We start from the raw sequence: 13,901 nt of genomic DNA, 5'->3' as shown, positions 1-13,901 counted from the left end.
GGGCTGGCTGCAACGTGGTCTACAACATGTACCCGTCGCCCCGACGTCACCGATTCGGGGAGCCCCCTCGAACTCAGCGTGTTCTCAGGAAATCGCGGTCCATCCGGCGTCCGGGAAAGCCGATGGCGCGTACGCGCACGAGCTTCGGGCGTTCACCCGTCTGTTGGTAGCCGATCGCCGACGGCTCCGCTACGGCGCTCGTGGAAACGCGCGCCGTGCTTGCGGTCTCTGACATGGGCGTAGGCCATGAGCGCGAACAGGACCGTGAGCAGGACCGCGGACGAGCCGAGTGTGCCCAGGTTCAGGCCGCCCTTGGCGGCGGGTTTGGTGAGGAGGTCGCCGGCGGTGGCGCCCAGCGGCCGGGTCAGCACGAACGCGGCCCAGAACAACGCGACATTCGGCACAACGGGAACGTACTTGAGGGCGGCCAGGGCCACGAGGGCCCCGGTGACGAGCAGGGCCCCGCCGCCGTAGCCAAGGCCGGAGCTGTCGGACAGAAAGTCGCCCATCGACGTGCCCAGCGTGTTGGAGACCAGGATCGCCGACCAGAACAGCGCCTCGCCGCGTAACGTGTCGATGTCACGGATGGCGAACGTTAGCCCGGTGTACCGCCACGCCACGAAGATGGCGATCAACAGCGCGACGAGGATCGCCGCGCCGGTCGGGTAGCCCAGTCCCAATCCCTGCGGCCCCCAGCCGAGCGCATCGGCGCCGGCGGGAAGGTACTTCGCGGTCGCGTCGCGGTTCATGAAGTCCGACATGGTCGTGCCGGCCATGCTCGTGGACAGAATGACCGTCCAGTAGAAGAAGGGGTTGTACCTGCGGGAACGCAACTGCACCAGCAACGTGACCACGAACATGCCGAACAGGGCGATCGTGGTGAGGAAGTACCCCAGCTTGAGGGTCTGGGCGAACAGGTCTCCGGCGGTCTCACCCAGGGTCGTGGCGGCGATCTTCATGATCCAGAACGCGAGGGTGACCTCGGGCAGCTTCTTCATGACGTACCGGCCGCCGTGGGTGAACTGCGTTTTGTTGGCGTCCTCGGCATGCTTCACGAGAGCTCCTTGCACCAGTCGGTCGCCGGACCCGGCAACAGCGGGCAAATTTGGCAAATCTACGCCAAATTGGATAAGAATCGCCTGAACAGCAGACACTCCCACCCTCAGGCTCGCCGGCCAAGCGGACCTGCAGCACTGGGAGACACCGCGACCCGTCGCCGACCACGCGCTCCTCGATCGGGCCGAGCCCGACCACGGCGACGACGGTCGCCCATCGCGACCTCGACGAACGCGCGGTCACCGCGGCGGCCGATCACCTGGCCGGGACCGGCGCCGACGCGGTGGCGCAGGTCTGCGACGTCACCGACCGCACCGCGGTCGACGCCGCGGTGGCGGCGGTCGTGCACCGACACGGCCGGTTGGACGTGCTGGTGAACAACGTCGGCGTGTCCCTGGGAACATCGTTCGAAGAGATCGACGAGGCGGCATGGCGCGACCAGAGCGAGCCGACGCTGCATGGCGCCGTCCGGTGCATCCAGGCCGCCCTGCCACACCTGCTCACCTCACCGGTCGGCGGCAGCGTGGTGACGATAGGGTCGGTGAACGGCCTGGCAGCCTTCGGTGACCTGGTGTACTCCGCCGCGAAGGCCAGCCTGCAAAGCCTCAACCAGAACCTCGCCGTGCTGTGCTCGCCTCGCAAGCTGGCGCGCCAGGGCTCGTCATCGCGCGGTGTGCGGTTCAACCTCGTCGCACCGGGCACCATTCGAACGCCCGCCTGGACGCAGGCCGGCCCCGAGAAACTGGCCATCCTCGAGCGGCTGGCCCGACGGTACCCGGCCGGCCGGGTCGGCGAGCCGGAAGACGTCGCAGCCGCGGTAGCATTCCTCGCCTCCGATGACGCGTCCTGGATCACCGGTGTCATCCTGCCGGTCGACGGTGGCGCGTTGACCGGCCCACTCAGCCTGGACAACACCGACTGAGGTTGTACCGCAACCATCGGACTGCTTCATTCGAGCTTCACGGCCCAGTACTCCCGAAGCTACTGTAAGCCGCAAGGTAGTGCGTCGTAGCAGGTCAGGCGCTGGTTGAAGGCCGCGAACCATTGGCCGACCGCCCACCGTTTCGACAGCAGCATGGGGCTGACCTGCTATCTCGGCGTGGGAGTTGATCAGAACCTATCTTGCGGACCCGGTAGATCCAGGTGGTCTGAGCCTGCGGTCACCAGACGGCCTCGCGCTTGTAGGTCGTCGGGCCGTCGGGCCGAACACCCAGTCGCGCGAAGTCGGCGTCGATGTTGTGCTGATGCCGGGATAGCAGGGCTGCGGCAGCGAGGCCGACAGCGCCGGAGAAGGCCAGAACCGCGACAGCCAGAAAGCACCAGGTCTCCGCGCCGACGATGCGGCTGGAGGTTTGTAGCTTGCCGCCGTTGGCGGAGACCGGGACTGGAAATAACGGCGGATCTGTCGATCAAGGGAGAGACGCCAGATGACGACGGATCTCACCGTCGAGCAGGAGCCGGCCGCCGGGTCGGCGGGTGCGGTCACGGATGAGCAGTTGATCGCGATGCTGGTGGAGCGTGCTCGTGGTGACGGGCTGCGCACTCGATCATCCTCCCAGGCGGCGCGCGAGCGCCGCCGCATGATCCGCCGGTGGTCAGGCCAACCGGCGGGCGTGCTGGAGGGTTGACAGCAGGGCGAGCGTGGACTCCGCGCCCTGATTCGCGTTATACCCGCCGGCGGTGAGCCCGTCGTAACCGCCGCCGGTGTCCGGATCGCGCAGACTGATGCCGGCGTCGTTGTCTCCCATGAACCAGCCCACCGCCGAAGCGAGCCCGGCCTGCCACCGTTCGTCACCGGTGACGTCGAGGGCGCGCACGCAGGCATCGGCGATCGTGGCCGCCTCGATCGGCTGCTGGTCGAAAGCCGGCGGCTTGTCGCCGGGCTGCCGGCCCCCGACCGGGGTGCAGGACAGGTGCCCGTCGTGCGTCTCCTCCTCAAGCAGCCAGTGGAGCAGGCGCAGCCCGTCGGTCAGCACGGCCGGGCGCTCGAGGTGCTGTCCGGCGGCGATCATAGCGTCCGGGATGAGCGCGTTGGCATACGTCAGCCGGGGCTCGGGCCACGGCCAGCCGCGATCGGCGCCGGCGACGCGAAGGGTCACCGCCGCGTCGTTGAGCAGCCAGCGCGCGCCCGAATGACCCGGCCGCACCGACAGGATTTCGGCGGCCCCGAGCGCGGCGTAGGCCATTGACCGGGGCCAGCGTGACCGGCAACGGGCGGCAGACTCGAAACACGTCAGGGCACGCTCCCGGACAGAGCGCAGCGGGCTGCGCGCCGCGGCGGTGCCGACTCCCCACACCGCACGGCCCCACCAGTCACCGGTGCCGGGCTCGTCCAGCCAACGCCGGTCGTACCCGAGGCGGTTGTGAAACGCCCCGTCTGGCGACTGCGCATGAACGATGAATGCGAGGTACACCTCCGCCTGCCGCAACAACGCCTCAGATGGGTCCAGCTCTCGGCAGAGCACCATGAGGCCGCGCGCCACGTCATCGACGCAGTAGCCGTGCCGATGGCGGGGGACGGCGTGATCGGCGTGCTCGAGCAACCCAACGTCGTCGCTGAGCCGCAGCAGGTGGTCGTACGACGGCGCCGGGTAGCGCCCGGTCACAGCGGAACCGGCGTCCGGCTCAGCAGCGTCGTCGCCAGCGCGCGGTAGCGCTCGGCGACGAGTTTCCATTGGCTGCGCTGCGAGATGAGCTTGGCTTTGTCGTACATGTCGGCGACCAGGTCGGGCTCGGTAAGCACGCGCTTGAGAGCGGCGCCGATCGCCGGAGCGTCCCGGTGCGGCACGAGCAGGCCGGCACCGCCGCCGAGCAACTCCTCCGCGTGGGGGAAGGCGGTGGCGATGACGGGCTTGTGCGCCGCCAACGCCTCGACGAGCACTCCCGAGGTCGCCTGGTCCGGCGAGTCGTACGGCAGCAGCACGACATCGGCGCGCCCTACCAGCCGGTCGAGGCGGACCTGATCGAGGTAGGCGCGCTCGAACGTGACCAGACCGGCGACGCCGAGCGCCCGGACCCGCGAGTACAGCATGAGCCGGTATGCCTCGCCCTGCTCGATGAGCACTTTGGGGTGCGTCTGTCCCGCGATCACGTAGCGTGGCCGCGGCAGCAGGTGGCGAACCAACCGCAGCCCGCCGATCGCCCACTCAAGCCCCTTGCCGGGGCCCAGCAGCCCCCACGTCAGGATGGTGGGTTCACCCGACGGGTTGAGCAGCCGCAGCGGCGGCCGGTCGGGTGCACCGTGCGGGATGATGGTGACTTTGTCCGGGTTCACGCCATACTCTGCGACCAGCCGCGCGCGGGCAGCCTCGGTCATGGTGACGGCGGCGCCGGCGAGCGCGACGACCTGTTCGAGCACTGCTTTCTGGTGCACGGTAGGCCGGCCCAGCACGGTGTGCAGCACCGCGATCACGGGGGCGCGGAGCCCGCGCAGCACCGGCAGCAGGTCCTCCCCGTCGGCGCCGCCGTAGATCCCGTACTCGTGCTGGACGATCACGACGTCATGGCGGTCGAGTGCGGCGGTGGCTGCCGCCTCGGCCTCGGGGGCGTTCACCAGCAGGTGTCCGACGACCTCCTGGCGATCCGCGTACGCCGCTGACTCCACCACGCGCACCACACCCGCCCGGTCCCCGCCGGCCGGCAACGTGAGCGCGCGCAGCAACGATGCCGTGAACGTCGCCAACCCGCACTGGGTCGGCGGGTACGTGCTCAGAAATCCGTAGGAAATCGTCATCGCACAGGACCGTCCCGCCGAGCATCGACATCGACGCAGCGGTAGCCGTTCGTTCTTGGCATGACCCACCCTTCACTGGTGGGTGCGGCGCCGGCCGGCGAGCGCAGATGGCTTACCCGGCGCTGGTCAATCGGTGCGAGCACCATCAGGACGGCGATCTGCCGCCACCAACCCGGGACATCGATCGAGACGGGTCAACGCTACTGACCGTAGCACGCGGCACAACGTGTCAGAACGAACCAGTCCGCGTCTCGCGTGCGGCCCGCGGAGACCTTCGACGTTGATCGATCAATGTAAGTGCGACTCTGCTTCGGGAAGGGGCAAACTCGCAGGTATGACACAGTTCGCGACCGAGTTCCGTGGCTACGATCGGCCCGAGGTCGACAAGTTCGTCCAGACGGCCAATGACGCCATCGCATCCAACGACCCGGCCCGACGGTCCAGGGCTCAGGCCGACGCCAAGGCGGTCAGCTTCCGGGTGACCCTCCGCGGGTACAACCGCCGGGAGGTCGACCACTACCTGCGCCGGATCGCCAAGGGCCGCCCCGACGACCGGACCTGACCTGACATTGCGACGACGACGAGCGAAAGTTGGACGCACTCCCCCTCCCGCCGCCTTGCGCGCAGCGTGTGTCGCGGGAATCGACGGCACGAGCGAAGCGCATCAGCGCGGCCGAAGTGTGGCGACCACCCAGTTCGACGCCACCGCTGACGAAATGCGCTTCTCGCCTACTTCGTCTTGGGACCGGATGAGCGGCCCGAGATCGCCCTTCCCGAACGTCAGATCCCACGGTTGGGCGAACAGCGGCTGTGGGTCGGTGCCGTTGTCGGGTTCGGTCAGTGGCCACGCCGACGCGCCCTAGACGTGGCGTCACGCCATCCCGAAGCGACGGCGGAGCGCTTGATCGGTCGCAGTCTCAGGCATGTCTGGGTGAGTTGCTCTCGCCACTTGGCCTCATACGACGCGACGAATTCGCGGAGTGCAGCGCCAATCTCATCCGGGGAGTCTTCCTGGACGAAGTGGATCCCTTGTGCGGTGGTCTCTAGGTGCGCCCGACCAAGATGGCGCCGGGCTCCGCCTTGATGAGGAGCTTCGGAACCGGCGACTTGCAATGAGCCTTTCGTACGCGCTATTCGCCGCCGGCCGGGCGGGTCCGGCGTACTGACAGGGCGAAGGCGAGGGCTGCACCGCCGTACAGCACGGCGGTAATCGCTAACCAGCGGCCGAGGTAGACGTCCTGTGGCAACGCGGTGGCGGCTTCGAAGCCGGGCACCATCCTGAAGATCAGCGGGAACCACACCAGCAGCAGTAGGCCGGACAGCACTGTCGGTACGCGCAGGTAGTTGATCCACGGGATCGTGCGCAGATCGGCGGCGCGGCGGTGCAGCACCGACCGGGCCGATCGGTCGGTGATCGCGTACAGCGGGAACAGGATCAGGTCGTGCGCGATCGCCGCGCCGACCAGCCACACGGCCACGCCGATAGGCTGCACCGCGAACAGTCGCACGGCCGCGTAGCCGGCCACCGCGAATGCGCAGATGAGGGCGAGCAGGTGCAACGGGTTCGCGCCGTACCAGCGGATGAAGCGGGCCATGCTCACGCCCGGAAGGTGAGTGCGCCCACCCACTTGGTGTTGTTCACACCCGGGTTGGCCGGCACGATCACACGAGCGGGATAGCCGTGGTCGAGCGAAAGGTCCGCGCCGTTGACCCGCAGGGCGAGCAGCGATCGCAGGTCGCGGATCTGGTTGTCGCGCAGGACGGCGGACCGGAAGGACCCGGTCCGCTGCACGGATTCCACCAGGACGTTCGCCGCGCCGGGCAGGCCGACGAGGTCGGCCAGGTCGGCCAGGCGCACCCCACTCCAGTGCTGATCCTCGGTGGACCACCCTTCGACGCAGGCGATCGGCAGTGCGGCGGCGTGCTGCGGCAGCTTGAGCAGCTGCTCCCGGGTCAGGGTGAGCTCACGGTCGCCACCCCGCACGACCAGTCGCCACGCATCGCCGACATCGGTCGCCGTGATGTCGACGGACGAGGCCGTCTTGTTGATCTGAAAGCCGTTGGGTCCGCCGCCGGGGTTGCGGTTGCGGGGGGCCAGCAGTGCCGTGTACCGCGCCCAGCCGCCAAGGCTCTGCCCGACCGTCACCGCGAGCAGCAGCAGGGAGCCGGCGCCGACCAGCCCCACCGCGCCGCGCCGCGAGATCGTCGGCGCGGCCGGTGCGGGTGACACGAGGCCGTCCGGGTCAGCGGGCTCGGGACGGGTGTGCGCCAGGTCGGTGCGGAGCTCGTCGCGGAGTCGGCGCGAGCGCAGGGCCCGCGTCATCTTGCCGAGTTTCAGGGCGACGTGGGCGGCGAACGCGGCGACGAAGACCCAGGCGCCGTAGAAGTGCAGGCTGTAGAAGGAGCCGGGGAAGACGTAGAACAGCTGGATGTTGAGCAGGCCCGTGACGAACTCGAAGATCGCCCCGCCGACCAGCAGCAGCAGCGACAGCCGTTCCAGGGCCTGTGCGGGGCTGCGCACGGGCGGCCAGTCGAACAGCTTCGGGATGACCGACCACAGCTTGGCCAGCAGCACCGGAACGAGCACGACGCCGAGCGTGACGTGCAGGCCTTGGGTGAGCCGGTACAGCCAGGCCGGGTGCGTCGGCCAGTCGAACAGGTAGAAGCCCAGCAGCCCTTTGTCCGGGGTGGTGTCATTGCCCAGGTCGGGGTTGTAGGCGGCGTAGGACAACAGGCCCGTCACGAACAGCACTGTGACCCCCGCCAGCAGCACCAGGCCGAACACCGACGTCAGCCAGGGACCGCGGATCGGGCTGCGCCAGAATTCGCGACGCAACGGTCCCGGCGGCCCAGCCGGCTGGCGGCCTGGTGACGCTGCGCCCGGACTCGCCTGATCGTCCGCCACTCCCCCGTTGCCTCTCGTACACGAGCCATCCAGACCCTGCCAGGTTCCCGCCCGTCCACGTGGCAAACCTGAACCTGGACCCGGCAGGCGGCCGGGCCGGCCGGTGACGATCATGGCCGCTTCTTTCGACGCCCGCTGCGTTGCTCGGCCAGCCCGCCGACCCGGCCGAGACCGCTGGACGGCCGTTCTTCGGGCAGGTCATCGCCCATGACATCAGCGCCGACCACTCACCCATCCGCGGCGGGATCGAGCCCGAAGCGCTGCGGAACACCCACAGTCCCACGACACGGGCGCCAGGTGTGCACGCGCCCGGACCTCTGGGCGAGTTGACCCAGATCATCGACTTCGACCTGGTCGACGCCGTGCTGGCAGAGACCGGGACACGCGAGAAACGGCTGCGGCTGCTGCCGTCTCGGGTCGTGGTGTACTTCGTCCTCGCGCTCGCCCTGTTCGAGCGCTGTTCCTACCGAGCGACCTGGGAAAGGTGCCGCAAGCACCGCCAGTCCGGCGCGGGCACCCGCGGCTCAGGCAGCGCCCAGACCAACCGCTCGGCTGGCTGCCCAGTCATCGCGGCGAGTCGATGGCCAGGTCGCGGGTACTATTACAACGTGCGAACCACAACCAGTGGTCGCTGTTCAAACCCGCAGCGGCGCGCGGGCAAATTCGGCGAGGCCCTCTTCGAAGCCGACCGTCGCGTTGAAGCCGAGCTCCCGACGGGCCCGTTCGGGCGAGGCGACCACGTGCCGTACGTCGCCGGCCCGGAACTCGCCGGTCACCACCGGCGGTGGACCGCCACAGGCCGTCGCCAGCGCGGCGGCCAGCTCACCCACTGTGCGTGGCTGGCCGGAGGCGATGTTGTACGCCCGGAACCCGCCAGGCGGCCCGCCGGTGGCGTCCAGCGCGGCCGCGTTCGCCATCGCCACGTCGCGGACGTGGACGAAGTCGCGGCGCTGTCCGCCGTCCTCGAACACTCGCGGCGCCACGCCGCGCTCCAGCGCAGAGCGGAAGATCGCCGCCACTGCGCTGTACGGGGTGTCGCGCGGCATCCGCGGCCCATACACATTGTGGTAGCGCAGCGCCACCGCATTCGCCCCGACGGCACGCGCCCACGCGGCGGTCAGGTGCTCCTGGGCCAGCTTGGTCGCCGCATAGACGCTGCGCGGCTCCAGCTCCGCGTCCTCGTCGACCGACCCCGGGACCAGCGGCACGGCGCAGCGCGGGCATGTCGGCTCGAACCGGCCGGCCGCCAGGTCATCCACCGCCCGCGGGGCCGGCCGGACCGCGCCGTGCACCGGGCAGGCGTACGCCCCCTCGCCGTAGACCACCATCGAGCTCGCCAGCACCAGCCGCCGCAGGCCGGCGCGCGCCATCTCGGCCAGCAGCACCGCGGTGCCAAGGTCGTTGCAGCCGACGTAGTCAGGCAGGTCAGCCATGTCCACGCCCATACCGACCATCGCGGCCTGGTGCACCACCGCGTCGACCCCGCGCAGCGCGGCGGCCACCGCCTCGGGGTCGCGAACGTCGCCGCGCACCAGCGGTACATCCGCATCCGACGGCGCGTCAGGCAGGCCGCGGTGCGCGGCCGGGTGCAGCACGTCGAACGCGACCACGTCGTGCCCGGCCGCCATCAGCAGCTCCACCACGTGCGCACCGATGAATCCGGCACCGCCGGTGACCAGTACCCGCATCCGCCGATTCCTCCCCCGGTGGGCGGTTGCCGCAAGCGGCCACACCGGCGACTCTACCCGCCGAAGCGTCCGTCGGCGGCCGCGTTCGCACGTCGTAGCATCCTCGGTTCGCCGAACCGTGGATCGGCCTGCCCCGGCGTTGGGTACCGTCCGATCGTGACGGATGTCGTGCTGCCCTGTCTCAATGAGGCACCCGCGCTGCCGTGGCTGCTGTCCCGGATGCCCGCCGGATACCGGCCGATCGTCGCCGACAACGGCTCCACCGACGGCTCACCCGAGGTCGCCGCCGCCCACGGCGCCACCGTCGTGCACGTGCCGCAACGCGGCTTCGGCGCGGCCGCGCATGCCGGGCTGCTGGCCGCCACCGCCGACATCGTGTGCTTCTGCGACGCCGACGGTTCGTTCGACCCGCAGCAGCTCTCCCGGGTGACCGACCCCATCCGCGCCGGCACCGCCGACGTGGTGCTCGGCCGGCGCCGGCCGACGACCCGCCGGGCCTGGCCGGTGCACGCCCGGCTCGCCAACGCCCTACTCGCCCGGCGGCTTCGCCGCGGGATCGGCGTGCCGCTGCACGACCTCGGCCCGATGCGCGCCGCCCGCCGCGCTGACCTGCTCGCCCTGAGCCTGCGCGACCGGCGCTCCGGCTACCCCCTCGAAATGGTGGTCGCGGCGGCCCGGGCCGGCTGGCGCATCCACGAGACCGACGTCGACTACGCCCCCCGCACGGCCGGAACCCGATCGAAGGTGACCGGCACCGTTCGGGGCACCGCACAGGCCGTCCACGACATGGCCAAGGTCCTGTCCACATGAACATCCAACTCCTGCTGTTCGCCAAGGCGCCGGCACCCGGTCGGGTCAAGACTCGGCTCTGCCCGCCCGCCACCGGCCGGCAGGCGGCCGCGATCGCCGCGGCCGCACTGGCCGACACCATCGACGTCCTCGACACCACCCCCGCGATCCGCCGCACCATCGTGCTCAGCGGGCGGTACCTTGCGCCGGCCGGCTGGCATACCGTGACCCAGCGCGGCGACGGCCTCGCACAGCGGCTGGTCCACGCCTACGCCGACACAGCCCTACCGGATACCGCCACACTCCTGTTCGGTATGGATACCCCGCAGCTGACCGCAGTGCTGCTGGCTACCGCCGTGCAGGCGCTCCTCGACGGCGCCGACGCCGTGCTCGGACCTGCCCACGACGGCGGCTGGTGGACCCTGGGCCTGCCCGACCCGGCGCACGCCGCCGTGCTGCGCGGCGTACCGATGTCCACCCCGGACACCGGCCGGCACACCCTCGCCGCGCTAGCCGGACTGGGCCTCACCGTCACCCTGCTGCCCGCGCTCCGCGACGTCGACACGGTCGCCGACGCCCACGCCGTCGCCGCGCAGTGCCCCGACAGCCGCTTCGCCGCGGCCGTACGGGCGCACCTGCCAACGCCGGATCCGGCCGCGGCGCCAACCGCGCCCGGCCCTCGGTGACCGCCGCCCAGCCGCCCGCCGCACCCGGCATGGCCACCGACAACGCGCCGCCGACCCCGCACCTGCGCTGGCGCCGAGCAATCGAACACGGACTCGCCGTCGCCGGCGCCCTCGCGACCGGGGCGACCCTCGCCGTACTCGTAGCCCAGCCCGATGCGGTCGCGCCGGGCCTCACCGGCCCGACCCGGGCAGTCGTCTTCGTCGGCGCCGCCTGGCTGGTCTTCGCCGTCGGGGGGTGGCTGGTGCACCGGCTCCCGGTCCGCACGGCCACGGTGCTCATCCTGCTCGGCGGCGCCGTGCTGCCGCTGGCGGCCGCAAGCGCGCCGCCCCGCAGCAGCGACGACATGTACCGCTACATCTGGGACGGCCAGGTACAAGCCGTCGGCATCGACCCCTACCGCTACGTCCCGGCCGCACCCGAGCTGACCGGCCTGCGCAACGACTTCCTGTGGCCCCCGAATGCGAACTGGTGCGTCCCGGCCGACGCCGTCGACCCCGACCACGGCCGTCCACTCGCGGCAGGCTGCACGGTGATCAACCGGCCGACCGTACACACCATCTACCCGCCGGTCGCCCAGGCGCTCTTTGCCGCCGTGCACGTCGTGTCGCCGCCGCACAGCCGGCAGGTGCCACTGCAGCTGGTGATGGCCGGGTTCGCGCTGGCCACCACGATCCTGCTGCTGATCGGGCTACGGGCGACGGGCGCCGACCCCCGGCTGGCGGTGTTGTGGGCGTGGTGTCCCACGGTCGCGCTGGAAGCAGGCAACAACGCCCACGTCGACGTCGCCGCCGCGTTCCTCACCGGCCTGGCCCTGCTCGTCCTCGCCCGGGCGAGCACCCGCCGCGCCAGCACCCTCGGCGGCGCCCTGCTCGGGCTCGCCGTCGCCACCAAGCTCACCCCGCTGCTGATCACCCCTGCCGTGTTGCGCCGACGCCCGGTCCTCGTCGCCACGGCCACCGCCACCGCGGTCGCCGCGGTCTACCTGCCCCACCTGCTCGCCGTCGGCACCCAAGTGATCGGCTACATCCCCGGGTACCTCACCGAAGAGGGCTACGCCACCGGCGCCCGGTTCCCCCTGCTGACCCTGTTCATGCCGACGACCTGGGCCGGGTCGGTCGCGGTCGCCGTCCTCACCGTGGTGGCGCTGCGCTCGGTCCGCACCGCCGACCCGGACCGGCCATGGCTGGCCGCTACCACCATGACCGGCACGGCGCTGCTCGTCACCGCGCCCAGCTACCCCTGGTACGCACTGCTGCTCGTCCTGCTGGTCGCCCTCGGCGGCCGGACCGAGTGGCTGGCCGTCGCGGCGGCCCCCTACCTCGCCCAGTACGCCCCCAACCTGCACCTCACCACGGCATCCACGCAGCGGATCGGCTATGCCGCCGCGCTCGCCGTCGTGATCGTCGCCGCGCTCCACCGACGCCGGTCGAGGACAGCGCCTACGCCGCAAACACCCGGCGTCGATACGTGAGCACCGCGTCGGCACCCAGCACCATCGGGCGTGAGTTTCCACGGTAAACCTCTAGAGCAACACCAGCCATGGGCCCGGCGTGTACCTGCCGCCCTACGTCCTGGTCGAGGCAGGCCAGACGAGTGCCGCCTTCCCGGCCCATGTCCCCAGCGCCGACACACAGTCAATCGTGCGGCCATCGGCCAGCCTCGGCACCCCGGGCCATCGCGACATTGGTGGTCGTCCCCGCGACGTTCGCCCTCGGCAGTAGCGTGGCGCGCCCGAGCACGGGCGGCGAGCTCCCGATAGGTATCGGCGCACCAACCCGTCAGGGACCGTGATGGCGTTGGCGAGCGACACGCCTGACGTAACCGTGCCGGCTACGGTGACGATCCCGGCGGGCAGCCCCGGCGTCAGCTTCCCGGTCGGTGTAGCGGAGCCGATGCCGCCGGGCGGCGCGGCACAGAGCGTTCAAGCCAAACCCATCCTCGCGTGGCGGAACGAGGTCGACCTGCCACGGTCCGATCCCGACATGACCCGCATCGAGACCGTCACCTGAAGCCGCCTTCCACGGAACCCAGGTGCACTGCGGGGCATCAGGACGGCCCGGCCGGAGGCGTCGACCTTGATCTGCAAGAAGTGTGGTGATCTGGGCGGTCGGCGGAGAGGGCGCCTGATGCCGACGTAAGGACGATTCGGCGGTCGCCTCTCTTGTGAGGGCATCGAGATCCCCAATGGCGCGCTGATCCTGCAGCAGATGAGGGTGGTCCCCAGTGTCTGAGACGAGGGCGAACACCGAGGAAATCGTGGGCTACACGGCGGGGGTGTTCGACATTGCCGGGTCGGCACGGTGCCGGTGCAGCACTTGGCGGATCAGGCGATCGGCGACACCGCCAAGGCAGCTCCGGACGAAACGTCACTCTGGAAGTGTCGTGATCTGCCGCGAGTCTCGCGCGGCGGCCGACCCGAAGACCGGCACGCTCTGTGGCGACAGCTCGGCGCCGCCGGTGCGCAGTTGTGCCGATGTCAGTGCGCTCGATGGAGGCAGCGGGGCTGGGGGACGTCGTGTCTACGGGAGTCAGGCGACGTGGTTGTCGTACGTCGCGCGGTTGGCGAGCACGTCGTCCATGTGCATTTCGGCCCAGGCCTTCAAGCCGCGCATCATCTGGTGCAGGGAGAGGCCGAGGTCGGTCAGCTCGTAGGTGACCGTGACGGGGACGGTCGGCACCACAGTGCGGGTGATCAGACCGTCGCGTTCCAGGGAGCGCAGCGTCTGAGTCAGCATCTTCTGGCTGACGCCAGCCAGCAGGCGCGACAGCTCCGAGTACCGCATCGACCGGGGTTCACCGGCACAGCCGGCGCCGAACTGATGCGAGCCGTCGCTGCGTAGCGCGGCCAGAACCAACGTGACCCACTTGTCCGCGATTCGGTCGAGCAGGTGGCGGCTAGGACATTGCGCCAGGAAAGCGTCGTACTCCACCTTGGCCTGCGCCCTCTTCTGCGCCGCTGTCGTCGTTGTCATTGAACCGTTCCTTCCACCGCTGGGTGCGTTACGAACCTCTAGGTGCCTACTTCCCGCGAGAAAGTTACCCC

The 13,901-nt window shown here is 70.3% G+C and carries 14 protein-coding genes and 1 pseudogene; 8 read left to right on the top strand and 7 right to left on the bottom strand.

Going from position 1 to position 13,901, the window contains the following annotated elements:
- Positions 1-152: 152 nt before the first annotated feature.
- Positions 153-1,055, bottom strand: coding sequence for a hypothetical protein (locus AB0M46_RS11055; protein ID WP_363334755.1), 903 nt, complete (start codon positions 1,053-1,055; stop codon positions 153-155).
- 179 nt (positions 1,056-1,234) lie between these two features.
- On the opposite strand from AB0M46_RS11055, the gene AB0M46_RS11050 reads away from it, so the two are divergent.
- Entirely contained in the window at positions 1,235-1,978 is a 744-nt protein-coding gene (locus AB0M46_RS11050; protein ID WP_363334934.1) for an SDR family oxidoreductase, read from the top strand.
- A gap of 505 nt (positions 1,979-2,483) precedes the next feature.
- Positions 2,484-2,684, top strand: coding sequence for a hypothetical protein (locus AB0M46_RS11045; protein WP_363334754.1), 201 nt, complete (start codon positions 2,484-2,486; stop codon positions 2,682-2,684).
- On the opposite strand, the gene AB0M46_RS11040 is transcribed toward AB0M46_RS11045, so the two are convergent.
- Both AB0M46_RS11040 and AB0M46_RS11035 read right to left on the bottom strand, forming a co-directional pair.
- Positions 2,652-3,599 carry a glycosyltransferase gene (locus AB0M46_RS11040; protein ID WP_363334752.1) on the bottom strand — a complete coding sequence of 316 codons (948 nt, stop codon included), beginning with the start codon at positions 3,597-3,599 and terminating at the stop codon, positions 2,652-2,654. The two genes, AB0M46_RS11045 and AB0M46_RS11040, sit on opposite strands and share 33 nt — an antisense overlap.
- 59 nt (positions 3,600-3,658) lie before the next feature.
- Entirely contained in the window at positions 3,659-4,789 is a 1,131-nt protein-coding gene (locus AB0M46_RS11035) for a glycosyltransferase (protein ID WP_363334750.1), read from the bottom strand.
- A 334-nt stretch (positions 4,790-5,123) separates the two neighbouring features.
- Here AB0M46_RS11035 and AB0M46_RS11030 point away from each other — a divergent pair, with 334 nt between their 5' ends.
- Positions 5,124-5,351, top strand: coding sequence for a DivIVA domain-containing protein (locus tag AB0M46_RS11030; protein WP_363334748.1), 228 nt, complete (start codon positions 5,124-5,126; stop codon positions 5,349-5,351).
- A gap of 568 nt (positions 5,352-5,919) precedes the next feature.
- On the opposite strand, the gene AB0M46_RS11025 is transcribed toward AB0M46_RS11030, so the two are convergent.
- Together AB0M46_RS11025 and AB0M46_RS11020 are read right to left on the bottom strand one after the other, a co-directional pair.
- Entirely contained in the window at positions 5,920-6,390 is a 471-nt protein-coding gene (locus AB0M46_RS11025; protein ID WP_363334746.1) for a hypothetical protein, read from the bottom strand.
- A complete protein-coding gene (locus tag AB0M46_RS11020; protein ID WP_363334744.1) occupies positions 6,387-7,532 on the bottom strand; it encodes a molybdopterin-dependent oxidoreductase in 1,146 nt (381 codons plus the stop codon). Before AB0M46_RS11020 ends, AB0M46_RS11025 begins: the two co-directional genes overlap by 4 nt.
- A 422-nt stretch (positions 7,533-7,954) precedes the next feature.
- Between AB0M46_RS11020 and AB0M46_RS11015 the strand changes: the two are divergent.
- A pseudogene (locus AB0M46_RS11015) lies at positions 7,955-8,188 on the top strand (transposase domain-containing protein); the annotation flags it as partial.
- 141 nt (positions 8,189-8,329) lie between these two features.
- On the opposite strand, the gene AB0M46_RS11010 reads toward AB0M46_RS11015, so the two are convergent.
- On the bottom strand, positions 8,330-9,382 hold the full coding sequence (locus AB0M46_RS11010) for an NAD-dependent epimerase/dehydratase family protein (RefSeq protein ID WP_363334742.1): 1,053 nt from the start codon (positions 9,380-9,382) through the stop codon (positions 8,330-8,332).
- Between the two features lie 156 nt (positions 9,383-9,538).
- On the opposite strand from AB0M46_RS11010, the gene AB0M46_RS11005 reads away from it, so the two are divergent.
- The 4 genes from AB0M46_RS11005 to AB0M46_RS10990 all read left to right on the top strand — a co-directional run bounded on the left by AB0M46_RS11005 (position 9,539) and on the right by AB0M46_RS10990 (position 12,867).
- The gene (locus tag AB0M46_RS11005; protein WP_363334932.1) at positions 9,539-10,192 is read left to right on the top strand and encodes a glycosyltransferase family 2 protein; all 654 of its coding nucleotides are present in this window, start codon (positions 9,539-9,541) and stop codon (positions 10,190-10,192) included.
- Positions 10,189-10,857 carry a DUF2064 domain-containing protein gene (locus AB0M46_RS11000; RefSeq protein WP_363334740.1) on the top strand — a complete coding sequence of 223 codons (669 nt, stop codon included), beginning with the start codon at positions 10,189-10,191 and terminating at the stop codon, positions 10,855-10,857. Before AB0M46_RS11005 ends, AB0M46_RS11000 begins: the two co-directional genes overlap by 4 nt.
- Positions 10,854-12,329, top strand: a complete 1,476-nt coding sequence (locus AB0M46_RS10995; protein ID WP_363334738.1) for a glycosyltransferase 87 family protein — start codon at positions 10,854-10,856, stop codon at positions 12,327-12,329. The genes AB0M46_RS11000 and AB0M46_RS10995 overlap by 4 nt, the downstream gene beginning before the upstream one ends.
- 325 nt (positions 12,330-12,654) lie before the next feature.
- Complete coding sequence (locus AB0M46_RS10990; RefSeq protein WP_363334736.1) at positions 12,655-12,867, top strand: hypothetical protein; 213 nt, start codon at positions 12,655-12,657, stop codon at positions 12,865-12,867.
- Positions 12,868-13,386: 519 nt separating this feature from the next.
- On the opposite strand, the gene AB0M46_RS10985 is transcribed toward AB0M46_RS10990, so the two are convergent.
- A complete protein-coding gene (locus tag AB0M46_RS10985; protein ID WP_363334734.1) occupies positions 13,387-13,830 on the bottom strand; it encodes a helix-turn-helix domain-containing protein in 444 nt (147 codons plus the stop codon).
- Between the last annotated feature and the right edge of the window lie 71 nt (positions 13,831-13,901).

The organism is Dactylosporangium sp. NPDC051485 (assembly GCF_040682015.1).
Taxonomy (GTDB): domain Bacteria; phylum Actinomycetota; class Actinomycetes; order Mycobacteriales; family Micromonosporaceae; genus Dactylosporangium.
This window is presented reverse-complemented; position numbering and strand designations above follow the sequence as displayed.